Consider the following 23,127-nt stretch of genomic DNA (forward strand, 5'->3'; position numbering starts at 1 on the left):
GTTGACTGGTCTATTAATATAGGACGCACCATGAAGACTGCTAAACTGTTCTCCCCTTTGAAAGTTGGCGCGCTCACATTGCCAAACCGCGTATTTATGGCTCCGCTAACGCGCTTGCGCAGCATTGAGCCAGGTGATATTCCAACTCCTCTGATGGCTGAATATTACCGTCAACGGGCCAGCGCCGGTTTGATTATTACCGAAGCCACCCAGATTTCTTTCCAGGCGAAAGGCTATGCGGGTGCTCCAGGGTTACACACTCAGGAACAGTTAAACGCCTGGAAAAAAATCACGCAGGCGGTGCATGAAGACGGTGGACATATTGCTGTACAGTTATGGCATGTCGGCCGTATCTCGCACAACAGTTTGCAGCCAGGTCAGCAAGCGCCGGTAGCACCTTCAGCCATTGCCGCGGATACCCGCACCACCGTGCGCGATGAAACGGGAGCCTGGGTACGCGTTCCCTGCTCCACCCCACGCGCCCTGGAAACAGAAGAGATCCCTGGCATCATTAATGATTTCCGTCAGGCAACAGCGAATGCCCGTGAAGCTGGCTTTGACTATATTGAATTGCATGCAGCCCACGGCTACCTGCTGCATCAATTTATGTCTCCGGCATCCAATCAACGTACCGACCAATACGGCGGTAGTATTGAAAACCGTACCCGTCTGACATTGGAAGTGGTTGATGCAACAGTAGCCGAATGGGGCGCTGAACATATTGGTATTCGTATTTCACCATTGGGGCCATTCAACGGCTTGGATAATGGCGAGGATCAGGAAGAGGCTGCGTTGTACCTCATTGACGAGTTGAACAAACGTCATATTGCTTATCTGCACATGTCGGAACCCGACTGGGCGGGTGGTAAGCCTTACTCCGACGCATTCCGTGATGCCGTCCGCGCCAAATTCAAAGGTGTGATTGTGGGTGCCGGTGCATACACGGCTGAAAAAGCTGAAGAGCTCATTGATAAAGGGTTTATTGATGCCGTCGCCTTTGGCCGTAGCTATATTTCTAACCCGGATCTGGTAACCCGCCTGCGACAACAGGCTCCGTTGAATGAACCAGATGGTGATACCTTCTATGGCGGTGGCGCAAAAGGTTATACCGACTACCCAACTCTGTGATTAGTCCGTAAATTAAATCATTGAATAACAGCCAGTTAGATTAACCCTCTGACTGGCTGTTTTGTTTATGGCTACAGGTGAGATAACACAAAAAATGGCGCAATTGCCCCCACTACGGATGATGTAATACAACCCCCGCTATCGACTTAGGTATTTAGTGATTCATTTCGAATTCTTTGGAAACAAGATAAAGCCATTGATTTTGTAAAAAATGACGAGTAGAAACAGAGGAATACTTACAGGGAGGATAAAATGGACAGCACTATTATTTCTGTTTTAACCATCAGTGGAGTGATAGCTTTAGGGGCTATGTCTCCAGGGCCGAGTTTCATCCTTGTTGCGCGAACGGCAATGTCATCCTCACTTAAAAATGGTTTAGCCGTTGCTTTAGGCATGGGCACCGGGTGTGCATTCTTTGCCTTGGTCGCTCTGCTTGGTTTGCAATCTTTGCTACTCACCGTACCTTGGCTATATATGTCACTTAAAATCGGCGGCGGTTTTTATCTCATTTATTTAGCCTTTAAAATGTTTTTCGCGCCTAAAAAAGCAATAAAATTTGAACCCGAGGTTGGCGGACAAACAAGTCTGTCTCGTTCGTTTTATATCGGGCTTATTACACAAATTAGTAATCCCAATACAGCATTGGTTTTTGGCGGCATATTTGCCGCAATCCTTACTCAGAATATCGTGGGCTGGATGTATATTGTGTTACCTGTTCTGGCATTCTTGATTGACCTCATTTGGTACGCAATCGTCGCTTGTGTCCTGTCAGCCCCGGTACCAAGAAACTATTATATGCGTTTCAAAATATATTTTGACCGTATTGGTGGTTTGGTCATGGCGCTGCTAGGCATCAAACTGATATTTCAGAAGTGACGGTACTCAACTATAAATTAACAGATTGTTTTTTAATGATATTACTTAACATGCAGATGATTAACCACAAGAACGCATAGCGGGAGAGTCGATTAAATTGATCTTCACATGATGGCAAAAAACACGATAATACCCGCAATAGCCCTCAATACGCCTACTGTGATTAATCTACGTATCCATTTAGCACCCTAGGTTAAAGAATAAATTGCTTCAACCACGAAGAGTATTATCGAAAATAAAAAAGAAAATAGGCTTACCAATAAATTAAATAAAGCTTCTGCTATCGCTACAACTAAAGAGTCCATTTTCATAAGAATAGTATCCATAAAATTCCTACGACTAACCACGGGATAATACAGATATTTTACTGAATCAGAATAGTGTACTGACATAATGTCACAAAAAAAGTCAATTTACTCCCCCCTTTCCAGGGACAATCCCGCCATAATGATAACCAAATATCAGAAGAGTCATGGTAGAGAGCGGGATGATATTACTATATGATTATGAATCAGTTTTGATTTATAATGATTTTAAGACTTTAAACTGTTGATTATAAAGAGGTATTATGAAGCGCTTACTCCATACCATGATCCGCGTTGGTGACCTGCAACGCTCTATCGATTTTTACACCAAGGTATTAGGGATGCGTTTACTGCGTACCAGCGAAAACACGGAGTATAAATACTCGCTGGCTTTCGTCGGTTATAGCGATGAAAGTGAAGGTTCAGTGATTGAGCTGACCTATAACTGGGACGTGAACAGTTACGACATGGGGACTGCATTTGGTCACCTGGCGCTGGGCGTGGATGATGTTGCCGCTACCTGCGATCAAATTCGTCAGGCGGGTGGGAATGTGACCCGTGAAGCCGGCCCGGTAAAAGGCGGTAATACTATTATTGCTTTTGTCGAAGATCCCGACGGTTACAAAATCGAGTTAATCGAGAATAAGAGCGCCGGACACGGCCTTGGCAACTGATTAGCGCAAAGGCACCTAAGGTGCCTTTTTTCTCATCGCGATATCCCCCTGCATCCCGCGCTAAAATTTGACATAATGCGCGCTGAATTCGATGAAGATAAGAAACTGATGGCAGATAAAAGTGATCTTAACGCCCTAAGTGGCCGTTTTCGTGGGTATTACCCCGTTGTAATTGATGTGGAAACCGCCGGTTTTAATGCGCAAACCGATGCATTATTAGAAATTGCTGCCGTAACCTTGCAGATGAACAAGGATGGTTGGTTATTACCCGATGAAACGCTGCATTTCCATGTAGAACCATTTGAGGGTGCCAATCTGCAACCAGAAGCACTGGCATTTAATGGCATTGACCCAACCAACCCTTTGCGTGGTGCTGTGAGTGAATACGATGCTTTGCACGCCATCTTTAAAGCCGTGCGTAAAGGGCTGAAAGATCAAGGTTGTAACCGAGCTATTATCGTGGCACACAACGCCAATTTTGATCACAGCTTCGTGATGGCTGCTGCTGAACGCGCCAGTTTGAAACGTAACCCGTTCCACCCATTTGCAACCTTTGATACTGCGGCGCTCAGTGGGCTGGTGCTGGGGCAAACTGTGCTGGCGAAAGCCTGCCTGACGGCAGGTATTCCGTTTGATAGTAGTCAGGCGCACTCCGCATTGTATGACACCATGCAAACGGCAAAATTATTCTGTGAACTGGTCAACCGCTGGAAAAAACTGGGTGGCTGGCCTATACCGGCGGGGGAATCCGAATAGCGCAGTGTTCACGAAATAAGATTGTTCATGAGAGAAGACGCAACAATTTTACGTTCAAAAAAGGTGGCCCAAAGGCCACCTTTTTATTTTTGTCACAGAAAACACACATGCCCTATTCTGCGGCAGGCTTTTCTTCTTGTGCACGGTATTTGTCAGCGGTTTCTTTCAACAACTGTTGTAGTTCGCCACGCTGATACATTTCCATCAAAATGTCGCAACCGCCGACCAATTCACCATCAACCCACAATTGTGGGAAGGTTGGCCAGTTAGCATATTTTGGCAGTTCCGCACGAATATCCGGGTTTTGCAGGATATCAACATAAGCAAAGCGTTCGCCACAGGCAGACAGCGCCTGCACAGCCTGAGCCGAGAAACCGCAGTTAGGTAACTTTGGTGAACCCTTCATATAAAGCAGGATTGGGTTTTCTGCTATCTGGCGCTGGATTTTATCAATCGTCGTCATTTCTTGCTTCCTCAAGCCATATAGTGGCTACAATACTTAGAACCTATCCATTAGGGCTGTTTTATTATTGCGTCCGGCCTATTGTAGCGACTGTTACCACTGGAATAAAACGCCATCTTTTGCAGGGGCTTTACTCCGTGGACGAATGGTTATATTGTCAGCTACAAATATGTGCATTTAGAATAACATTTTTGATCCCATCACTTCACTATTATCTTCTTTATGGGATTCCCCCTGCGGCTTCAAGTAGGAAAGAGATAACTCGTTGACGTATGGTTGATTTAAGTCCATTAGACGTGTGAAAAAGCGACAATATCTAAGCCATTAATGTTTTCTCACAATATCGATTAAGATCCTGTCGCTCTCTGCTTTTTTATATCGTGAGTTTCGGCAATACTGTGACTCTTCATATTCATCTCAGGGCAAGGTTGGTAGCGTTATTATGCGTTTAATATTTACGCTGTTTGTGCTGCTGTTTACCCAGCTATTTTTAAATCTGGCGCATGCGTCGCCGCAGGCTCATGTGTCTGCTGAGCAGAAGAAAGGACAGGTCAGCCAGGCCAGCCCTGATGATCGTAAAAAACGTAAAGCAGATAAAAGTACCAAAAAAGTAAAAGTAGCCAGCAATAAAACCCCTACCAGCAAAGTGACTACCAATAAAACAGCAACCAGCAGCGATAAAAAGAAAATTGCCGCCGGCACGACTAAAACCATTAAAAAGAAAACGCAGGAAGTCAGTAAAATCGCTACAAAAAAAACCAGCAATACGAAAAAAACCAATATTAAAACTGCAGCCAATAAAAAAGTGACTGCAGGTAAAAAAACAGAAAGAGTCGCTTATGGCCGACACAGAAATAAAACCCAAGGCAAAGCGGCTACCGAATTAGTCGCTAATAGTAAAATCAAGCTCAGTCCAGCGCATAAAAAACGCTATCAACACGCCAAACAGACCGCGATGAGCAAACTGATGAAGCAAGTCGGTAAACCTTATCGTTGGGGTGGCACCTCTCCTAATACCGGATTTGATTGCAGCGGGCTTATCTATTACGCCTATAAAGACGTGATCAGAATAAAAATGCCGCGTACCGCGAACGAGATGTATCACTTGCGTGACGCCGCCCCCGTCAAACGTGCTGAGCTGGAGAGCGGAGATTTAGTGTTCTTCAATATTGCCAACCGTGGCGTCGCCGACCATGTAGGCGTCTATCTGGGTAACGGTAAGTTCATTCAGTCCCCACGCACTGGTGAAGAAATTCGTATCAGTATGCTGGACAATGACTACTGGCAGGATCATTACGTTGGCGCACGCCGTGTGGTCACACCGAAAACCATCCGCTAAGACTTCAGTTTGCGCCCGGTTGTCCTACCGGGTGCTGATGGCACAATAACGCCCCTGCACTTGTTATCCCCATGGCATAACGGTGATACAATAACCCATCAAATAGTATGGTTATATCTGTCATTCCTGTTGAAAGTTGTTAAGATTAATACCCACAACAAAAATACAACAATTAAGCTTTAACCGCTCTTCGCCACCTCACTGCCCGTGGCAATTGATGTGATTTGAGGAGCAAACACCCTGAGCAACCCCGAAAGGAGAGAGCGATGTCTTTTGAATTACCGGCATTACCCTATGCGCAAAATGCGCTAGAGCCCCACATCTCAGCTGAAACGCTGGAATACCACTACGGCAAGCATCACAACACCTATGTGGTTAATCTCAATAACTTGATTAAAGACACTGAGTTTGCGGGTAAGACGCTGGAAGAGATTGTAAAAACCGCTAATGGCGGGATCTTTAATAATGCGGCCCAAGTCTGGAACCACACCTTCTACTGGCACTGCCTGTCACCTAACGGCGGCGGCGAACCTACGGGCAAAGTTGCCGATGCCATTAATCAATCATTTGGTTCTTTTGCTGAATTTAAAGCACAATTTACTGATGCGGCAGTAAAAAACTTTGGTGCGGGCTGGACCTGGCTGGTTAAAAAAGCAGATGGCACACTGGCGATTGTCAGTACGTCTAATGCAGCAACTCCACTGACCACCAACGATAAACCAGTGTTAACCGTAGATGTGTGGGAACATGCTTACTATATTGATTACCGCAATGCGCGGCCAAAATACCTGGAAAACTTCTGGGCACTGGTTAACTGGTCTTTCGTTGAGAAAAATTTAGCCTGATACGGCAAGAAGAGTGACAACCCATCGTCGCATTACGCGTAAAAATAATTAAGGGCGGGATTAACCCGCCCTACTTATCACTTCACACCGGCAAGCGGTTTAATTAATTCATTACCGCCACGAAGCTAAAGACAATAATCATCGCCAGCGCACCAACAGTCGTAATCAGCGACATTTTCAGATTGGTATCCATAAAAACTCCTTAGCCGGTTAGTTTGTAGTAGGGAAAAGGCACATAGTTAGTGTGTTAAATTATTTTCCCACAGTTCAGAAAAAAAATCTTGTGCTCATTACGCACTTTATAACTTTGATTACCCCTTTCACTTTTCCTCCAGATCAGCCAAAATTCGCAGTTCATAACTGCATACCGACTAATAACGTCCAATAAATACTCTCAGACAATCAGCTGATTTAACTTCCCAGCCTAATATCGTGTTTTTGTCTGAGCGGTTTTCGGGTTATGCAGGCAAACGATTAACATAATACTTACCCTACTGTAACCGGTAAGCTTAGGAGTCATTCTTTTTATGGCAACGATTAAAGATGTGGCCAAACACGCGGGTGTGTCCACCACCACCGTTTCGCACGTTATCAACAAAACTCGTTTCGTCGCCGAGAATACCAAGGCTGCGGTGTGGGCTGCCATTAAAGAACTGCATTATTCACCCAGCGCTGTAGCCCGCAGTTTGAAAGTTAATCACACTAAATCAATTGGTTTACTGGCAACATCCAGCGAAGCGCCCTATTTTGCCGAAGTGATCGAAGCGGTCGAAAATAGTTGTTATAGCAAAGGTTATACCCTGATTTTATGTAATTCTCATAATAATCTGGACAAGCAAAAAGCTTATCTGGCGATGTTGGCACAAAAACGTGTCGATGGGTTGCTGGTGATGTGTTCAGAATATCCTGAGCAGCTACTCGGGATGTTGGAAGAATATCGCAATATCCCAATGGTCGTCATGGATTGGGGAACCGCACGGGGTGATTTTACTGACTCGATTATTGATAACGCTTTTGAAGGCGGCTATTTGGCGGGCCGTTACCTGATTGAGCGCGGTCATCGTGACATTGGGGCTATCCCCGGCCAGTTAGCCCGTAATACCGGTGGTGGCCGCCACCAGGGCTTCCTGAAAGCACTGGAAGAAGCAAATATTACCCTGCGTGATGAGTGGGTGGTCCAAGGGGATTTTGAACCGGAATCCGGTTATAAAGCGATGCATCAAATCCTGACACAAAAACATCGCCCAACGGCGGTGTTCTGTGGCGGCGATATTATGGCCATGGGCGCGATATGTGCTGCTGATGAGTTGGGCCTACGGGTACCACAAGATATTTCGGTGATCGGGTATGATAATGTGCGTAATGCGCGCTATTTCTCGCCGGCGCTAACCACTATTCACCAGCCCAAAGAGCGCTTGGGCGAAACGGCCTTTGCCATGTTACTTGACCGTATTGTCAGCAAACGTGAAGATTCGCAGACCATTGAGGTACACCCTAAACTGATTGAGCGCCGTTCTGTCGCTGATGGCCCGTTCCTCGATTATCGCCGTTAATCCTCTCCTGCCGGTAGTGTTTAGCTCTACCGGCGGCTAATCTTGCCTCATTAATCCTCAGTCATTGATTGATAACTCACTGTCATCTTTCAACCATTCGGTATTAAGTGTGACACTGTCACCTAGATATTCCAGCAGCCAGGCCAATGCTGGTGAATGGTTGTTCTGCTCCCAGGTCAAGCAACATGGACTATCGGGCAACGGTTCAGCCAGCGTCAGTGCCGCTAGCTTCCCTTGCTCAATCAACGGCGATACCATGTGTGCCGGCACCATCCCGATGCACAATCCTGCACACAGGCAATCGATTCCCGTTGCCCAGTCCGGGGCGACCAATCGCTGCTGGTTTGCTAAAGTCCAGGTGTCACGTTTAGGTAAATTACGGGCGGTATCTTCCAGGCAAAGTGAGGGATAAGGCCGTAACTGATTATCGCTAAGTGGCTCGGTTAATTGGGCTAAAGGATGATCGACACTCACCACACAATGCCAGCTTAAAAAGCCCATATCGCGAAAGATGAACCGCCCACCGACCGGGATCGCGCGGGTCGCACCAATGGCCATTTCCGCCTGCCCATCCACCAGCGCATCCCACACACCGTTGAATACTTCATAGCGTACCCGCAGTTCAATATCAGGAAAATGTCGGTAAAAATCCAACACTAAACGGCGACTACGCTGTGGTTTAACAATTTTATCTATTACTATATTTAACTGCCCACGCCAACCATTCGCCACCTGTTGACACTGACGGCGTGTGTCATTCATTTTTTTGATAACATCTCGCGCATCTTTAATAAAAACCACGCCAGCTTCGGTTAATTCCACATCGCGATGACGTCGTTCAAACAACGGAACGGCCAACCACTCTTCCAACTGGCGCACCGTATAACTAATCGCAGACGGTACGCGGTGCAATTCTTGAGCAGCAGCACTGAAACTCCCAGTACGGGCTACTGCGTCCACCACATCCAGTGAATATTCAGACCACATAGTTTTTCACCTTTTTACATCACCAATTTGCTATCAAATTTTTTAATAGCATGGTGCAAATATTACCGTTTCACAACAGAATATCGCAGCGGATAGAATGCCCTCCGCAATTAATTTTCTATAACAGAAGTTTTGCCTGCAAAAATTATAATTTAGCCAACGTCATTGGAGCCGCTGCTAACACCTCTGCGGTTTCAAAGACCAAGGATATAAAGAGAAATAAAGAATGAAAACGTCGTCTGGTTTTATGTTCTATCTGGCCGGTCTGAGTATGTTGGGCTATTTGGCCACTGACATGTATCTACCCGCTTTTGGCGCAATGCAACAAGAGCTTCAAACGTCTGCCGGCGCCATCAGTGCCAGCTTAAGTATCTTCCTCGCCGGTTTTGCTATCGCTCAGCTTATCTGGGGACCCGTATCGGATAAGTTAGGCCGTAAACCGGTACTGTTAGCCGGTTTGGCGTTATTTGCCATCGGTTGTCTGGGGATTTTATGGGTTGAAAATGCGACACAATTATTGGTACTCCGCTTTATTCAGGCGGTAGGGGTGTGTTCTGCTGCTGTAAGTTGGCAGGCGTTAGTGGTAGACCGTTATCGCGATGGCAAGGCCAATCGCGTGTTTGCCACCATTATGCCGCTCGTAGCACTCTCTCCCGCGTTAGCTCCGCTACTGGGTGCCTGGTTATTAAACCACTTCAGTTGGCGTTCAATTTTTGTAGTGCTACTGGCCGTTACGTTGCTGCTATTGATCCCAACGGCGCGGTTGAACGAACGCAAAAAAACCGCACAAGATAATGCTGCACGCATTAGCACCAACATCAGTTTCTGGCAGTTGCTTAAGTCGGCAACATTCAGTGGCAACGTGATGATGTTTGCTGCCTGTAGTGCCGGTTTCTTTGCCTGGTTAACCGGTTCACCTTTTATTCTGGGTGATATGGGTTATAGCCCGAATGTCATCGGATTAAGTTATGTCCCCCAGACCCTGGCCTTCCTGTTAGGTGGATTTGGTTGTCGCAGTGCTCTTTCCCGAATCAAGGGTAATACCTTGCTGCCGTGGCTGTTGGCGGGATATGCAATCAGCATGATTGCACTTTATCTGATAGCAACGTTAACCACGCCGACGCTGCTGACCTTACTTATTCCATTCTGCATAATGGCGCTGGTGAATGGTGCCTGCTACCCTATTATCGTAGCGAATGCATTAATGCCTTTTCCAGCTAACACCGGTAAAGCAGCCGCGCTGCAAAATACGCTTCAGCTCGGGTTATGTTTTGTTGCCAGTATGTTGGTATCGGCCTATATCAGCCAGCCATTGCTGGCAACAGTGACCGTGATGCTGTCGACCGTGGTGCTGGCGTTTTTAGGATATGGCATTCATTGCTACGCATTGCGAAAAGAAAAAAATGATACTAATCCGATGCCCAACGTCATCGGTGTTACAGCAAAGCAACAAACGAATGAACCACGGTGAGCCTGGATAAGGAATGATTCGGGTCGGAAATCGATTTGAACGCTGCAAGCGGCAGCCTGATAGAGGCGAGACCCAAGGATGGGCTAAGTAACGAGAGCCGCTAACACAGCGGTAGCGTCAAGGACGAAGTGAATTAATTTCCAATAGAAATAGTCACTAAGGAACACGTGAGCCGGGTGTGATTTATTATTGAGAAAGCCTCCCGGCAAGCCTATACTCGATTTAACCAATTACGATATCATTAAAAAAAAGCATTATCTTAAGTACTTTCTGTGCGCGTGGATTGCGTCACATTTACGCTTATGGATGAGTTACCCTAAATCAATCTTTATTAGGGTTTCTTCTTAATCTTCCTCTGTCCGTTATGGATATTAGACACCAAGGTCACGACAACCTTATTGGTATGAATCTGCATATATCGCGGGTCATAAGTCAGAAGAAAGTGATGGAGAAGCTATGAGTTCATCCTGTATAGAAGACCAGAGTATTCAAGAAACCCCTTGGTTTCGCATTGTACAAGAAATGCTGAATCGGGCTGATATTGAAATCAATGGCTCACGCCCTTTCGACATTCGAATCAATAACCCAGACTTTTTCAAACGAATACTTCAAGAAGGATCTTTGGCATTAGGTGAGAGTTATATGGACGGCTGGTGGGAATGTGACCGCTTGGATATCTTTTTCCAACGGGTTCTCAGGGCTGGCCTGGAAAATCAACTTCCACACCATCTCAAAGATACTTTACGCATTGCTGCTGCGCGTATTATTAATTTGCAATCAAAGAAAAGAGCCTGGATTGTTGGCAAAGAACATTACGATCTGGGTAATGATCTGTTTAGCCTAATGCTCGATTCGAATATGCAATACTCATGCGCTTACTGGAAAGATGCCACGACCCTTGAGCAAGCGCAGGAAAATAAACTGCGGATGATCTGCGAAAAACTTCAATTGGCTCCGGGCATGACATTGCTCGATATCGGTTGTGGCTGGGGAGGCCTCGCAGCCTATGCTGCCCGGCATTACGGCGTCGCCGTTTCCGGTGTGACCATTTCGGCTGAACAACAAAAACTGGCACAAAAACGCTGTGAAGGTTTAGACGTCACTATTTTATTGCAAGACTATCGTGATCTGAACGAACAGTTCGATCGTATCGTTTCTGTCGGTATGTTCGAGCATGTCGGGCCAAAGAACTATCACACCTATTTTGATGTGGTAAACCGCAATTTGAAGCCAGATGGCTTGTTCTTACTGCACACTATCGGTGCTAATCGTACTGATCTGAGTATCGATCCGTGGATTAATAAATATATCTTCCCTAATGGCTGCCTGCCGTCAGTAAAACATATTGCTAACGCCAGTGAGCCTTATTTTATTATGGAAGATTGGCACAATTTTGGCGCTGATTATGATCGCACCCTGATGGCGTGGTATGAACGTTTTCAAGCCGCGTGGCCGAGCCTGGCTGCGAATTACTCGTCGCGATTTGAGCGGATGTTTAGCTATTATCTCAATGCCTGTGCGGGTGCTTTCCGCGCCAGAGACATCCAACTGTGGCAAGTATTATTCAGCCCTAACGGGGTCGAGGGTGGGATTCGCGTGCCGCGTTAATACTTAAAAGAGGACAGGTGGACTGCCTGTCCTATCCTATTTACGTTAAGCCCACATTTATCCGCGAGTGGCCTTATCAACTACCGGCGTAGCGAGTACAGTTTCCCGCTGAGCCAATACCCGCTCAACCGTGTCCACCACCGCCTGGGTTTGTGGATCGATCTCGATATTTACCCGATGTCCCAAACGCTTTTTACCTAATGTGGTCCGCGACAGTGTTTCTGGTATCAGATGTACACAGAAGCGGTTCCCCACAACCTCACCAATAGTTAGGCTGATACCATCAATACCGATAAAACCTTTGTGTAACACATACTTCATTAAATCAAAGCTGGGCATACGAAACCAGATCTGACGATTATTTTCTGATGTGTATATCTTGGCAATCTCAGCAGTACAAATAATATGGCCGGACATGAGATGCCCACCGATTTCATCGCTGAATTTAGCCGCACGTTCCAAATTAACGGTATCACCAACCTTAATATCGCCCAAATTGGTAATACGCAGTGTCTCCTTCATTAAATCAAAGCTAACCCGATTACCCTCAACGGCGGTGACTGTCAGACAGCAACCATTGTGGGCAACAGAAGCGCCTAACGCTAATTCAGGCAACATCTCCGCTGGCATGTCTACTACATGGGTGCGGAAATTTGATTTTTCTTCGATGGCAACCACCGGCGCGGTGCCTTGAACAATACCGGTAAACATACGCCATGCCTCTTATCTGTAGAAAGAAAGTTTCTTTGCCTTGATTTTGCCTCAGAAGATAAGGAAAACCAAACCACTTACACTAAAAAAACAGATAAGAGGTATTTAGCTGATAATTAGCAACAAAGATTGCTTAAGCGCGATGAGCAGGTACAATCCTTCATTGTTTTTCCGCTATTTTATTTATCGCCCATGGCGCGATAAATAGTCGTTATTGAAATCATAACTAGGTTATACCCAAGTTACTTCGAGATACAGGTAGGCGGCAACCGCGTGAACCTCCAGGAGCTTAGATAACTAAGTGTCTGGAGTGAGCAAGGGCAGCCAACACCCCTGTATATTGAAGGGCGACGGGTAGAGAAAGGTGCATACGTGCAGAAGTATATCGTCGAAGCGCGTAGCTTATTGGCTCTCGCTATTCCCGTTGTCATCGCGCAATTATCTCAAACCGCCATGGGCGTGGTTGACACCATTATGGCCGGTTCTGTCAGTGCTACTGATATGGCTGCCGTGGCGGTAGGTACTTCTATCTGGTTACCGGCTATTTTATTTGGCCATGGTTTGTTGTTGGCACTAACCCCGACAGTTGCACAGCTCAACGGTTCCGGGCGTCGCAATCAAATTGCCCATCAAGTCAGGCAAGGGTTTTGGCTGGCGTTTTGCGTTTCACTGCTAATTATGTTTGTTCTATATAATAGCGACCACGTTATTATGCAAATGCATAATATTGACCCCGTGCTAGCAGATAAAGCCGTGGGCTTCCTGCATGCCATTATGTGGGGTGCGCCGGGCTATCTCTTCTTCCAGGTGCTACGTAATGAATGTGAAGGATTATCCAAAACCAAGCCGGGGATGGTTATCGGCTTTATTGGTTTGCTCGTGAATATTCCGGTTAACTATATTTTCATCTACGGGAAATTCGGTGCTCCGGCATTGGGTGGCGTCGGGTGCGGGGTGGCAACAGGCACAGTCTACTGGGTGATGTTCCTGATGATGCGCTGGTATGTCACCCGCGCTCGTTCACAGCAAGATATCAAACTGGAGAAAGGGTTCGCCGCACCGGACTGGCAAGTAATGAAACGCTTGGGTGGCCTAGGCCTGCCGGTTGCTCTGGCACTCTTCTTTGAAGTGACGCTGTTCGCGGTTGTCGCCTTACTGGTTTCACCCCTGGGCATTGTCGCTGTTGCCGGGCACCAAATTGCGCTCAACTTTAGTTCATTAATGTTTATGTTACCGATGTCGCTGAGCGTAGCAGCCACCATTCGTGTTGGTTTCCGCCTCGGTCAAGGCTCGGTAGAACAAGCGAGAGTGGCCGCTTATACCAGTATTGCCGTGGGTTTAATGCTGGCCTGTGTCACTGCGGTATTTACCGTTATTTTCCGCGAGCACATTGCCTTGCTGTACAACAAAACACCGGCAGTGGTAATGATGGCCTCGCACTTGATGTTGCTGGCCGCTATTTACCAGCTATCGGATGCGATTCAAGTAATCGGTAGCGGTGTGCTACGTGGTTATAAGGATACACGTTCGATCTTCTTTATTACCTTTACTGCCTATTGGTTACTGGGGTTACCGAGTGGTTACGTGCTGGGGCTGACCGATTATATCGTGCCCGCCATGGGGCCAAGTGGTTTCTGGATTGGGTTCGTTATTGGCTTAACTTCTGCGGCGATTTTAATGGCACTGCGCATCCGCTGGTTACAAAAACAGCCAGCAGCATTTATCCTGCAAAAGGCGGCGCATTAGTACCGATAGTCTCTGGCGTGACAGGCAGAATTCATATTGGCAAGTCGCGACTGCGTAAAACACCGAGGTGGAGAAAAAAACAGCGCAATGGGCAAAAGCGCAGCAATTACGTGAGTTTGCGGTGAATATTGTGTTTTTCCCCTTGCCAGCAGACGGGCAGCTCGTTAATATTCGTCCCCGCTGTCAGCATTGATGGTGAGTAATAAAAGAGGATGCGTCCGTAGCTCAGTTGGTTAGAGCACCACCTTGACATGGTGGGGGTCGATGGTTCGAGTCCATTCGGACGCACCAAATTTATTGCAGGTAGATAACGTTAAATATTTTGTTAGTTCAGTCGCTAAGGTAGTAGTCGTTGCAGTTGGTAACACTGTAGCGTCAAGTCAGTAGGGTAATGTGCGTCCGTAGCTCAGTTGGTTAGAGCACCACCTTGACATGGTGGGGGTCGATGGTTCGAGTCCATTCGGACGCACCACTCTGGCAACAGGTTTATCATCTTTAGATGCGTTCTTAGCTCAGTTGGTTAGAGCACCACCTTGACATGGTGGGGGTCGATGGTTCGAGTCCATTAGAACGCACCACTCTGCATTTGCGGTTTACTCTCTGTTTTCTTAATCTTCCCAATACTCTTTTACCCCCTATTCCCTGCAATATATAACCGAGATAAAGCAATAAATATCAACCAATCGCCCTGCCACCTCCTGCTTGTTTTTCAACCCTGGATTGGCTAAAAATGTTAAACATCACACCAGTTGCGCAACAAAATAAGAAATATTCGCAATACTTGCGCGACTAATTCCCCCTTTTTATAAAAAACGGCAATGAGTTTCTGTTTTCTATTTCATTTCCCGTTAGTTACCGCTTATAATACGAACCGTCGTTTCAGTTGAATGGTTTCAGCATCTTGATCTGCCGATACGCTAAAAAAATACAACTCACATTTACGCCATCGTATACCGATCATGCGGTTAGCCTCGTGCTAAAGTTTTCCGCTCAACTTCCGCAACTGTCATCTATCCTTAGTAATGTTTTGCTTCTTTGTAACGTTTCGCTACACCAGACACTAATCAGATCCCACTCCGTTGATCTCATTAACGGAACTTTCGTTTTTAATCCATCACAACTTGTAGAAAAATCCTCATGAACATGAACGACAAAAAGACTAAAATTGTTTGTACTATCGGTCCCAAAACCGAATCTGAAGAAATGCTGACAAAACTGCTTGATGCCGGCATGAACGTTATGCGTTTGAACTTTTCTCATGGTGACTATGAAGAACATGGTCAACGTATCAAGAATATTCGTGCTGTCATGGCAAAAACCGGCCACAAAGCTGGCATCCTGCTGGACACCAAAGGCCCTGAAATCCGTACCATGAAACTGGAAGGCGGCAAAGATGCAGCCCTGGTTGCCGGTCAAACTTTCACCTTTACCACGGATCAAAGTGTTATCGGTAACGACAACATCGTTGCTGTGACTTATCCCGGTTTTGCTGCTGACCTGAAAATTGGTAATACCGTGCTGGTTGACGATGGTCTGATCGGCATGGAAGTGACTGAAGTCACTGAAAGTACCGTGGTATGTAAAGTACTGAACAACGGTGACCTGGGTGAAAACAAAGGCGTTAACCTGCCAGGCGTTTCTATCCAGCTACCTGCATTGGCTGAAAAAGATAAAGCTGACCTGATCTTTGGTTGTGAGCAAGGTGTGGACTTCGTTGCAGCCTCGTTTATCCGTAAACGTTCAGACGTGCTGGAAATTCGCGAACACCTGAAAGCGCACGGTGGCGAGCATATCCAAATCATCTCTAAAATCGAAAACCAGGAAGGTCTGAATAACTTCGACGAAATCCTGGAAGCATCTGACGGTATCATGGTTGCCCGTGGTGACCTGGGTGTTGAGATCCCGGTTGAAGAAGTTATCTTCGCGCAGAAGATGATGATTGAGAAATGTAACCGCGCTCGCAAAGTTGTTATCACTGCAACGCAAATGCTCGATTCAATGATCAAAAACCCACGCCCTACCCGTGCAGAAGCTGGCGACGTTGCTAACGCCATTCTGGATGGTACAGACGCCGTGATGCTGTCGGGTGAAAGCGCCAAGGGTAAGTACCCATTAGAGTCTGTCACCATCATGGCGACCATCTGTGAGCGTACAGACCGAATTATGCCTAGCCGCATTGATACGCTGAATGATAATCGTAAAATGCGTATCACCGAAGCCGTTTGCCGTGGCGCGGTAGAAACAGCAGAAAAGCTGGAAGCAAAACTGATTATCGTTGCCACTGGTGGCGGTAAATCAGCAAAATCAGTGCGTAAATACTTCCCTACCGCCACCATTCTGGCATTGACCACCAATGAAACCACCGCACGTCAGCTTATTCTGACTAAAGGCGTGGTGACTCAACTGGTCGATAAGATTGCTTCAACTGATGATTTCTACCGCATCGGTAAAGAAGCTGCTTTGGCCAGCGGTCTGGCACAGAAAGGCGAAGTTGTGGTTATGGTTTCTGGTGCTCTGGTAGCAAGTGGCACCACCAATACTGCTTCGGTGCACGTGTTATAATCCCAACACGTCCTCTCGGATGATAATTAAAAACGCCGCTTTCAATAGCGGCGTTTCCTTTTTTAAACCGTCCAAATAAACTTTCTGAAAAATCTGCTTTATCCCAACTGCGTTAAAGTCATTTTTTCAAATAAGACTTATCCCATAGAATCCGGCTGTTTTGCCTCGTTTTTTTAACTTTTTTTTAAAACAAGGTGCTTCTTTGAGCGAACGATCAAAATAAACCCCTCTAACACTAAAAATTTATTCTCTTTCGAAAAAACTTTGTGTAATACTTGTAACGCTACATGGAGATTAACTTAATCTAGAGGGTGTTAATAATGAATCGTACTAAACTTGTACTGGGCGCGGTAATCCTGGCTTCAACTATGCTGGCTGGTTGTTCAAGCAATGCTAAAATCGACCAACTGTCTTCTGACGTTCAAACTCTGAACGCTAAAGTTGACCAACTGAGCAACGACGTGAACGCAATCCGTTCTGACGTTCAAGCAGCTAAAGACGATGCAGCACGTGCTAACCAACGTCTGGACAACCAAGCTCACGCTTACAAGAAGTAATATTACTTCCTGAAAATGAAAAATGGCGCACATTGTGCGCCATTTTTTTTACCCCGCTAAAATGAATCCCTGACGTTACCTTCCTTGATATCGACCTTCCTTTGCTACTGACTCGCCATGCCATCCTGCGGTTACTGCTACACGCTTTGCCACGACGGATAAGTTGCCATGGCAAAGGTGCATCTAAAACTTAATTAGCGGCGGAGTAGACCGGACCTGGCTGAACCAGCTTAGGTGCGGCTTCATCAGCCGGTTGCTGCTCTTCTGTCTGCGGTTGTGCCTGTTGCTCGCCCTGAGGCGCTACAGCGGCCGGAGCCTCTACAGGGGCAGTCTCACCTACCGTTACGATGACGGGCATGCCAGCGCGGCGTACAATCGCATCCTGGACCACTTGAGCATCAGTCTGGCTGTCACTCATAAACTTCAGTAGGCTGCTGCTAATCGCAATTGGCATCGTTTGTGGGTCATCACTGTCTACACGGGACAACGGCTGATGAACTTCCACATAACGTTTACCATCAGGTTCTACGGAATATTTAACCGGTTCGTTGACTATCTGTACGCGAGTACCTTTAGGTACTGAGCTGAACAGTGCCTTGATATCATCAGGACGTAAACGGATACACCCGGAGCTGACACGCATACCGATACCAAAGTTGGCATTAGTACCGTGGATCAAGTACTCACCGCCGCCGGCTGACAGACGCATAGCAAACAGGCCCATTGGGTTTTCCGGCCCTGCTGGAACAACTGATGGCAAGGTAACGCCTTGTGCCAGGTAGTGCTTACGGATGTTCGCAGTCGGTGTCCAAGTCGGATTCGGGATCTTCTGGCTAACAGACGTCGTCATCGTCGGAGTATTACGCCCTAACTGGCCGATACCGATAGGATATACGATGACCTTGTTCTGGCCTTTAGGGTAGTAATAAAGACGCAGCTCAGCCAGGTTGATGACGATACCTTCACGTGGGGTATCAGGCAGCAACATCTGGGTCGGGATAGTTAATACTGAACCCGGTAACGGCAAATACGGGTCAGCACCTGGGTTGGCTTCGAGCATCCCCAGCAAACCGATTTTATAATCGGCAGCAATAGCCTCAAGCGGACGGCCATCGTTTGGAACGGTATAGGTAGTATTTTCACCAATCAGACGGCTATTGGCTGGCGGCAGAGGATACTCGGTCGCATTGGCAGCGGTGATACTTCCCGCCATACAAGTTGCGAATAACATACCAATCAAAGTTAATGCACGTTTCATGCTTAGTTCCTACATCACTTCTTCAAATTCGGTTTACACGGCTATACCCGATAGATTTCAAGTTGCAGGAAGGCGGCAAACAAATGAATCCCGCTGAGCTTACGCAAGTAAGTGATTCGGGGGGATGAGAGCAGCCAACACACCAGCAGTTTGAAAGATGACGGGTATATCTACGTTAATTCTAGCAGCCAATTATAAGGCCAACATATAGTAACAGCCATTATTATAAAGGCAATTTATATCTCTAGAAATCAAGGTGTTACAAAGTAATTTATTATGCTTTATCCAGCAAGAAAGCCGATTTAACCTGCTGAAATTCCACCATTTTAAGACTGTGACCCATGACGCAAAAATGGTCAACCGCCGAGGAATAAAGCACAAAATGTTGGCATGAATTAGTGAGTTTTTAAACTTGCCGCTTTAATACGAATAGCACGGATCATCGCTTCCAGACCTTGCGAACGCGATGGTGTCAGGTGCTGACTCAGGGCTAAGTCGGCAAAAAATGGCCGAACATCCAATTCGATTATCTGTTGTGGCGTTAAACCTTGATAAAGGATAAACACCACCGCGACCAACCCTTTAACGATAGCCGCATCACTGTCACCGGCAAAAACCACCTGGCCCTCATCAGAGGTTGTCATGGCAATCCACACTTGGCTTTGGCAACCGGAAATAAGATTCTCCGGCTGGCGCTGCTGTTCCGTTAACGCTGCCAACTGCCCACCCAACTCGATCACATACAGATACTTTTCTTCCCAATTCAAACAACGGGAAAAGTTACGAATCAATTTATCTTTATCTGGCAAAACAGCCATAGCGTGCTTCCTGATACCCTTTGTACTTGATGCCGCAGGAGATTAAGGCCCCACTGCCCCGCCAAATTACACGAACGCGTAAGCTCATTGGCATTTATGAGTTTCATCCTGCGGCATCAATAATGTGGTAGTAGTTGATTTTAGGTACGGCGCTTATTAATAGCACTCAACCTAGCAATTTTTCAATGCGCTGTAGCCCTGCCACCAAGCGATCTACTTCCTCACGGGTATTATAAAGTGCTAATGAGGCACGACACATACTCGGAACCTGGTAGAACGCCATCAGAGGCATGGCACAATGATGACCAGTACGAATCGCGATACCGTATTGGTCAAGGAAACTGCCAACATCATACGCGTGGTGCACCCCTAAATTAAACGCGATAACCCCGGCACGGGCTTGCGGGCCATAAAGTGTCAGGCTGTTTACCTGACCCAGTTGCTCCAAGGCATACTGCATCAGCGACTGCTCATAGTGCTGGATCTGCGCAAGTCCAACATCAGTAACATAACTGATTGCCGCACCCAGCCCCATAATGCCTGCGGTATTGGGTGAACCAGCCTCGAAACGCCACGGCGCATCAGCAAAAGTGGTACCTTGCGTCAGGCTAACGGTTTTGATCATCGAACCGCCCCCTTCCCATGGCGGCATGTGTTGTAGCAGTTCACTCTTGCCGTATAAAATACCAATGCCTGACGGCCCATAAAGTTTATGGCCGGAGAAGACATAAAAATCACAATCCAATGCCTGCACATCTATCGATTGATGCATGATAGCCTGCGCACCATCCACCAGCACCACCAGACCAGTAGCTTTAGCCTGAGCAACAATCTGCTGTATGGGATTCACGGTCCCCAATACATTGGAAACCTGAGTAATCGCCAACAACCGGGTGGTATCATCAATCAAGCCCGCCAATGCCGCCAACTCAAGTTCCCCGGTCGCCGTCAGCGGCCAGATACGAATTTCAACACCCAAGTCAGTTGCTAACATCTGCCACGGCACAATATTGGCGTGATGCTCCATCTCAGTGATGATGATGCTGTCACCGGCGCTCAGGAAATGACGGCCATAACTGTTAGCCACCAGGTTGATGGCCTCGGTAGTCCCTTTAACGAAAACAATCTCTTCAGCCGAGGCGGCATTAATAAAACCCGCAACCTGGCTGCGCACCGCTTCCATCTGTTGGGTCGCTTCGCTACTTAGGGTATGGATACCACGATGGACTGCGGCATAACCCTCACGATAAAAGTTAAGCTCCCTGTCGATGACCACTTGTGGCTTCTGTGCGCTGGCGGCGCTGTCCAGATAGGCCAGCGGCTGGCCGTTAACCTGACGGCTCAGTAGTGGAAAGTCAGCTCTGACCTGTTCGATAGGGAAACTCATAGCGATTCTCCGGCTAAGCGCTCAGCAATCCGCGCCAGCACCACTTTGCGAATGGCATCGCTGTGAATGGCTTCCGTCAATTCGGCTGCAAAGGCAAAAATAATCATCTGTTGCGCATCAGCCTGATTAATCCCGCGCGATTGCAGATAAAAAAGCTGTTCCGCATCAATGCGCCCAACCGTCGCACCATGACTGCATTTCACATCATCAGCATAAATCTCTAACTGTGGCTTGGTATCAACTTCAGCCAATTTACTCAACAGTAAATTATTGTTGGTCATCTGGCCGTCAGTTTTTAATGCATGTTGAGCCACTTTAATCATGCCGTTAAAGATAGCTTTACCCCGTTCACGCACAATGGTTTTGTGTAACTGGCGGCTTTCACAATAACCTTTGTTGTGCTCCAGATAGCTGCGGGTATCGCAGATTTCGCGCCCTATCGGGAGCAGCAAGCTATTAATGGATAACGTAGCACCTTCGCCGTTCAGCTGGGCGCTGGTATTATGACGGGTCAACCCGGCACCCAGCAGGAAACTATAACTACGCGCCCGCGCATCACGACTTAATACCAGATCATTATGGGCAAAGTGATAGCTGTGAGGGGTTTCAAATGCCAACTTACAATGGCGTAGTTCAGCATTATCACCTACCTCAATGGTAAGCCGTGCGCCGGTAAAGTGAGGCTGCTCACTCAGACTGACGAAATGTTCAATCACTTCAGCCTGTGCATTAGCTTCAATCACCAGATGGTGTCGGTAGTGACTGGTATTCACAACGTCAGAATCATTGCCTGAGCTGATATGCAGCAGATAGAGCGGCTTCTCACTGTGTTTCCCCACCGGCAATCGGATATGCAGACTTTCCTGCGCCAGACTTTCCGTCAGATGCAAAAACACCTCAGACTGGATCGCCGGAGGAAACTGCGTATTTCCACTCAGGTTGGTCAGTTGATAAGGGCCACACTCAATATCACTGAGTTCAGGTGCATATCGGCCATCAATAAAGACTAAACGATGAGCATCTTGCACCAACGACAGTTCATCGCGTTGGCTAGCCGTCACCTGCGCAGGGCTGGCGAAACTGAAATTATTGACCAGCAAACGTTCCAGTGGCGTGTATTTCCAGTCTTCATGTTTAAAGCTCGGGAAACCCAACTGTAACACCTGTTGCCAGTGCGCACTGGCCTGTGTTGAATGGCCATGCTGGCGCAGATTAAACAGTTGACCGAATTGTTTCAGTGCATCACTGCGCTGTTTTTGTTGCAGATGCTGCTGTTCCAGCATTTTACTGTTGGTCGGTAAGCCAGCCATAGCCTTGCTCCTCCAACTGTTTTACCAATGTGAAATCACCTGACTTAATGATCCGCCCCTGATACAGCACATGCACAAAGTCGGGTTTTACATAATCAAGGATACGCTGATAGTGAGTCACAATAATAAATGCACGGTTTTCGTTACGTAGCGAGTTAACCCCGTTAGCGACAATTTTCAGCGCATCAATATCCAGCCCAGAGTCGGTTTCATCCAGAATACATAACGAGGGTTCCAGTGCCGCCATTTGCAGAATATCGTTACGTTTCTTTTCGCCGCCGGAGAAGCCCACATTAACCGAACGGGTCAGCAAGTCAGCCGGCATTTTCAGTAACTCAATTTTTTCTTCAATGAAATCAGCGAAATCAAAACGGTCCAATGGCTCTTGCTGGCGATATTTACGCACCGCATTGACGGCAGTTTGCAAGAAGAAATGGTTACTGACACCCGGAATTTCCACTGGGTACTGAAAAGCCAAAAATACGCCTTCACCCGCGCGATCCTCTGGGTCCAACTCCAGCAGGTCTTTCCCTTTAAAGGTTATATGCCCCTCGGTCACCTCATACTCTTCACGCCCCGCCAACGCGGCAGATAATGTACTTTTCCCTGAGCCGTTTGGCCCCATGATGGCGTGCACTTCACCGGGTTTGATCTCCAGATCCAAACCTTTGAGGATTTCATTACCTTCAACACTGACTTTTAAATTCTTAATGCTTAACATAGGGTTCCTTGGTGCGCCAGAGCGCAAAACTCTGCGAATGCGTGTTTCAACT

21 protein-coding genes and 3 tRNA genes are annotated in these 23,127 nt (G+C 47.0%); 15 read left to right on the plus strand and 9 right to left on the minus strand.

What is annotated here, in order from left to right; translation table 11 throughout:
* Positions 1–30: 30 nt before the first annotated feature.
* From Q2T72_RS11920 to rnt, 4 genes are all read left to right on the plus strand, one after another.
* A complete protein-coding gene (locus Q2T72_RS11920) occupies positions 31–1,128 on the plus strand; it encodes an alkene reductase (protein WP_372569227.1) in 1,098 nt (365 codons plus the stop codon).
* A 252-nt stretch (positions 1,129–1,380) separates the two neighbouring features.
* Positions 1,381–2,004: a LysE family translocator gene (locus Q2T72_RS11925; protein ID WP_083158739.1), complete on the plus strand. Its 624-nt coding sequence runs from the start codon at positions 1,381–1,383 to the stop codon at positions 2,002–2,004.
* Positions 2,005–2,572: 568 nt separating this feature from the next.
* On the plus strand, positions 2,573–2,983 hold the full coding sequence (gloA, locus tag Q2T72_RS11930; protein WP_005184478.1) for a lactoylglutathione lyase: 411 nt from the start codon (positions 2,573–2,575) through the stop codon (positions 2,981–2,983).
* A gap of 75 nt (positions 2,984–3,058) precedes the next feature.
* Entirely contained in the window at positions 3,059–3,739 is a 681-nt protein-coding gene (gene rnt / locus Q2T72_RS11935; RefSeq protein WP_193784653.1) for a ribonuclease T, read from the plus strand.
* A gap of 112 nt (positions 3,740–3,851) precedes the next feature.
* On the opposite strand, the gene Q2T72_RS11940 is transcribed toward rnt, so the two are convergent.
* Positions 3,852–4,202 carry a Grx4 family monothiol glutaredoxin gene (locus Q2T72_RS11940; RefSeq protein ID WP_083158738.1) on the minus strand — a complete coding sequence of 117 codons (351 nt, stop codon included), beginning with the start codon at positions 4,200–4,202 and terminating at the stop codon, positions 3,852–3,854.
* A gap of 442 nt (positions 4,203–4,644) precedes the next feature.
* Between Q2T72_RS11940 and Q2T72_RS11945 the strand changes: the two genes are divergently transcribed.
* The gene (locus Q2T72_RS11945) at positions 4,645–5,541 is read left to right on the plus strand and encodes a C40 family peptidase (RefSeq protein ID WP_083158737.1); all 897 of its coding nucleotides are present in this window, start codon (positions 4,645–4,647) and stop codon (positions 5,539–5,541) included.
* A 266-nt stretch (positions 5,542–5,807) separates the two neighbouring features.
* Positions 5,808–6,386, plus strand: coding sequence for a superoxide dismutase [Fe] (sodB, locus tag Q2T72_RS11950; RefSeq protein ID WP_083158736.1), 579 nt, complete (start codon positions 5,808–5,810; stop codon positions 6,384–6,386).
* Between the two features lie 103 nt (positions 6,387–6,489).
* Here sodB and Q2T72_RS11955 read toward each other — a convergent pair whose 3' ends face one another.
* Positions 6,490–6,579 carry a YnhF family membrane protein gene (locus Q2T72_RS11955; RefSeq protein ID WP_019079325.1) on the minus strand — a complete coding sequence of 30 codons (90 nt, stop codon included), beginning with the start codon at positions 6,577–6,579 and terminating at the stop codon, positions 6,490–6,492.
* A 334-nt stretch (positions 6,580–6,913) separates the two neighbouring features.
* Between Q2T72_RS11955 and purR the strand changes: the two genes are divergently transcribed.
* Positions 6,914–7,939, plus strand: a complete 1,026-nt coding sequence (gene purR, locus Q2T72_RS11960) for an HTH-type transcriptional repressor PurR (protein WP_083158735.1) — start codon at positions 6,914–6,916, stop codon at positions 7,937–7,939.
* 57 nt (positions 7,940–7,996) lie between these two features.
* Here the strand turns inward: purR and punR are convergent, their stop codons facing one another.
* Positions 7,997–8,926 (minus strand): DNA-binding transcriptional activator PunR, encoded by a 930-nt coding sequence (gene punR / locus Q2T72_RS11965; protein WP_083158734.1) that lies wholly within the window; start codon positions 8,924–8,926, stop codon positions 7,997–7,999.
* Between the two features lie 226 nt (positions 8,927–9,152).
* Here punR and punC point away from each other — a divergent pair, with 226 nt between their 5' ends.
* Entirely contained in the window at positions 9,153–10,397 is a 1,245-nt protein-coding gene (gene punC, locus Q2T72_RS11970) for a purine nucleoside transporter PunC (RefSeq protein ID WP_083158733.1), read from the plus strand.
* A 456-nt stretch (positions 10,398–10,853) separates the two neighbouring features.
* The gene (cfa, locus tag Q2T72_RS11975; RefSeq protein WP_083158732.1) at positions 10,854–12,005 is read left to right on the plus strand and encodes a cyclopropane fatty acyl phospholipid synthase; all 1,152 of its coding nucleotides are present in this window, start codon (positions 10,854–10,856) and stop codon (positions 12,003–12,005) included.
* Positions 12,006–12,062: 57 nt separating this feature from the next.
* Here the strand turns inward: cfa and Q2T72_RS11980 are convergent, their stop codons facing one another.
* Complete coding sequence (locus Q2T72_RS11980; protein ID WP_083158731.1) at positions 12,063–12,716, minus strand: riboflavin synthase subunit alpha; 654 nt, start codon at positions 12,714–12,716, stop codon at positions 12,063–12,065.
* A gap of 372 nt (positions 12,717–13,088) precedes the next feature.
* On the opposite strand from Q2T72_RS11980, the gene Q2T72_RS11985 reads away from it, so the two are divergent.
* The 6 genes from Q2T72_RS11985 to Q2T72_RS12010 all read left to right on the plus strand — a co-directional run bounded on the left by Q2T72_RS11985 (position 13,089) and on the right by Q2T72_RS12010 (position 17,581).
* Positions 13,089–14,462 (plus strand): MATE family efflux transporter, encoded by a 1,374-nt coding sequence (locus Q2T72_RS11985; protein ID WP_372569228.1) that lies wholly within the window; start codon positions 13,089–13,091, stop codon positions 14,460–14,462.
* Between the two features lie 214 nt (positions 14,463–14,676).
* Positions 14,677–14,753: transfer RNA gene (locus tag Q2T72_RS11990), tRNA-Val, on the plus strand.
* 104 nt (positions 14,754–14,857) lie between these two features.
* Positions 14,858–14,934, plus strand: a tRNA-Val gene (locus tag Q2T72_RS11995).
* Positions 14,935–14,963: 29 nt separating this feature from the next.
* A tRNA-Val gene (locus Q2T72_RS12000) sits at positions 14,964–15,040 on the plus strand.
* 565 nt (positions 15,041–15,605) lie between these two features.
* The gene (gene pykF / locus Q2T72_RS12005) at positions 15,606–17,024 is read left to right on the plus strand and encodes a pyruvate kinase PykF (protein ID WP_372569885.1); all 1,419 of its coding nucleotides are present in this window, start codon (positions 15,606–15,608) and stop codon (positions 17,022–17,024) included.
* 320 nt (positions 17,025–17,344) lie between these two features.
* Entirely contained in the window at positions 17,345–17,581 is a 237-nt protein-coding gene (locus Q2T72_RS12010; RefSeq protein WP_005165631.1) for a major outer membrane lipoprotein, read from the plus strand.
* 190 nt (positions 17,582–17,771) lie between these two features.
* Here Q2T72_RS12010 and Q2T72_RS12015 read toward each other — a convergent pair whose 3' ends face one another.
* The 5 genes from Q2T72_RS12015 to sufC form a co-directional block, all read right to left on the minus strand.
* The gene (locus Q2T72_RS12015; protein WP_083158729.1) at positions 17,772–18,839 is read right to left on the minus strand and encodes a L,D-transpeptidase family protein; all 1,068 of its coding nucleotides are present in this window, start codon (positions 18,837–18,839) and stop codon (positions 17,772–17,774) included.
* Positions 18,840–19,234: 395 nt separating this feature from the next.
* The gene (gene sufE / locus Q2T72_RS12020) at positions 19,235–19,657 is read right to left on the minus strand and encodes a cysteine desulfuration protein SufE (protein ID WP_083158728.1); all 423 of its coding nucleotides are present in this window, start codon (positions 19,655–19,657) and stop codon (positions 19,235–19,237) included.
* Between the two features lie 166 nt (positions 19,658–19,823).
* A complete protein-coding gene (gene sufS, locus Q2T72_RS12025) occupies positions 19,824–21,044 on the minus strand; it encodes a cysteine desulfurase SufS (RefSeq protein WP_372569229.1) in 1,221 nt (406 codons plus the stop codon).
* Positions 21,041–22,354, minus strand: a complete 1,314-nt coding sequence (gene sufD, locus Q2T72_RS12030) for a Fe-S cluster assembly protein SufD (protein ID WP_083158726.1) — start codon at positions 22,352–22,354, stop codon at positions 21,041–21,043. The genes sufS and sufD overlap by 4 nt, the downstream gene beginning before the upstream one ends.
* On the minus strand, positions 22,329–23,075 hold the full coding sequence (gene sufC / locus Q2T72_RS12035; protein WP_083158725.1) for a Fe-S cluster assembly ATPase SufC: 747 nt from the start codon (positions 23,073–23,075) through the stop codon (positions 22,329–22,331). The genes sufD and sufC overlap by 26 nt, the downstream gene beginning before the upstream one ends.
* Between the last annotated feature and the right edge of the window lie 52 nt (positions 23,076–23,127).

The organism is Yersinia sp. 2466 StPb PI, from assembly GCF_041538325.1.
Taxonomy (GTDB): domain Bacteria; phylum Pseudomonadota; class Gammaproteobacteria; order Enterobacterales; family Enterobacteriaceae; genus Yersinia; species Yersinia enterocolitica_E.

Excerpts from the sequence above, each read along its gene's own strand:
- Q2T72_RS11920 (WP_372569227.1), top strand. The coding sequence starts at position 31 with ATGAAGACTGCTAAACTGTTCTCCCCTTTGAAAGTTGGCGCGCTCACA.
- Q2T72_RS11925 (WP_083158739.1), top strand. The coding sequence starts at position 1,381 with ATGGACAGCACTATTATTTCTGTTTTAACCATCAGTGGAGTGATAGCT.
- gloA (WP_005184478.1), top strand. The coding sequence starts at position 2,573 with ATGAAGCGCTTACTCCATACCATGATCCGCGTTGGTGACCTGCAACGC.
- rnt (WP_193784653.1), top strand. The coding sequence starts at position 3,059 with ATGCGCGCTGAATTCGATGAAGATAAGAAACTGATGGCAGATAAAAGT.
- Q2T72_RS11940 (WP_083158738.1), bottom strand. The coding sequence starts at position 4,202 with ATGACGACGATTGATAAAATCCAGCGCCAGATAGCAGAAAACCCAATC.
- Q2T72_RS11945 (WP_083158737.1), top strand. The coding sequence starts at position 4,645 with ATGCGTTTAATATTTACGCTGTTTGTGCTGCTGTTTACCCAGCTATTT.
- sodB (WP_083158736.1), top strand. The coding sequence starts at position 5,808 with ATGTCTTTTGAATTACCGGCATTACCCTATGCGCAAAATGCGCTAGAG.
- Q2T72_RS11955 (WP_019079325.1), bottom strand. The coding sequence starts at position 6,579 with ATGGATACCAATCTGAAAATGTCGCTGATTACGACTGTTGGTGCGCTG.
- purR (WP_083158735.1), top strand. The coding sequence starts at position 6,914 with ATGGCAACGATTAAAGATGTGGCCAAACACGCGGGTGTGTCCACCACC.
- punR (WP_083158734.1), bottom strand. The coding sequence starts at position 8,926 with ATGTGGTCTGAATATTCACTGGATGTGGTGGACGCAGTAGCCCGTACT.
- punC (WP_083158733.1), top strand. The coding sequence starts at position 9,153 with ATGAAAACGTCGTCTGGTTTTATGTTCTATCTGGCCGGTCTGAGTATG.
- cfa (WP_083158732.1), top strand. The coding sequence starts at position 10,854 with ATGAGTTCATCCTGTATAGAAGACCAGAGTATTCAAGAAACCCCTTGG.
- Q2T72_RS11980 (WP_083158731.1), bottom strand. The coding sequence starts at position 12,716 with ATGTTTACCGGTATTGTTCAAGGCACCGCGCCGGTGGTTGCCATCGAA.
- pykF (WP_372569885.1), top strand. The coding sequence starts at position 15,606 with ATGAACGACAAAAAGACTAAAATTGTTTGTACTATCGGTCCCAAAACC.
- Q2T72_RS12010 (WP_005165631.1), top strand. The coding sequence starts at position 17,345 with ATGAATCGTACTAAACTTGTACTGGGCGCGGTAATCCTGGCTTCAACT.
- Q2T72_RS12015 (WP_083158729.1), bottom strand. The coding sequence starts at position 18,839 with ATGAAACGTGCATTAACTTTGATTGGTATGTTATTCGCAACTTGTATG.
- sufE (WP_083158728.1), bottom strand. The coding sequence starts at position 19,657 with ATGGCTGTTTTGCCAGATAAAGATAAATTGATTCGTAACTTTTCCCGT.
- sufS (WP_372569229.1), bottom strand. The coding sequence starts at position 21,044 with ATGAGTTTCCCTATCGAACAGGTCAGAGCTGACTTTCCACTACTGAGC.
- sufD (WP_083158726.1), bottom strand. The coding sequence starts at position 22,354 with ATGGCTGGCTTACCGACCAACAGTAAAATGCTGGAACAGCAGCATCTG.
- sufC (WP_083158725.1), bottom strand. The coding sequence starts at position 23,075 with ATGTTAAGCATTAAGAATTTAAAAGTCAGTGTTGAAGGTAATGAAATC.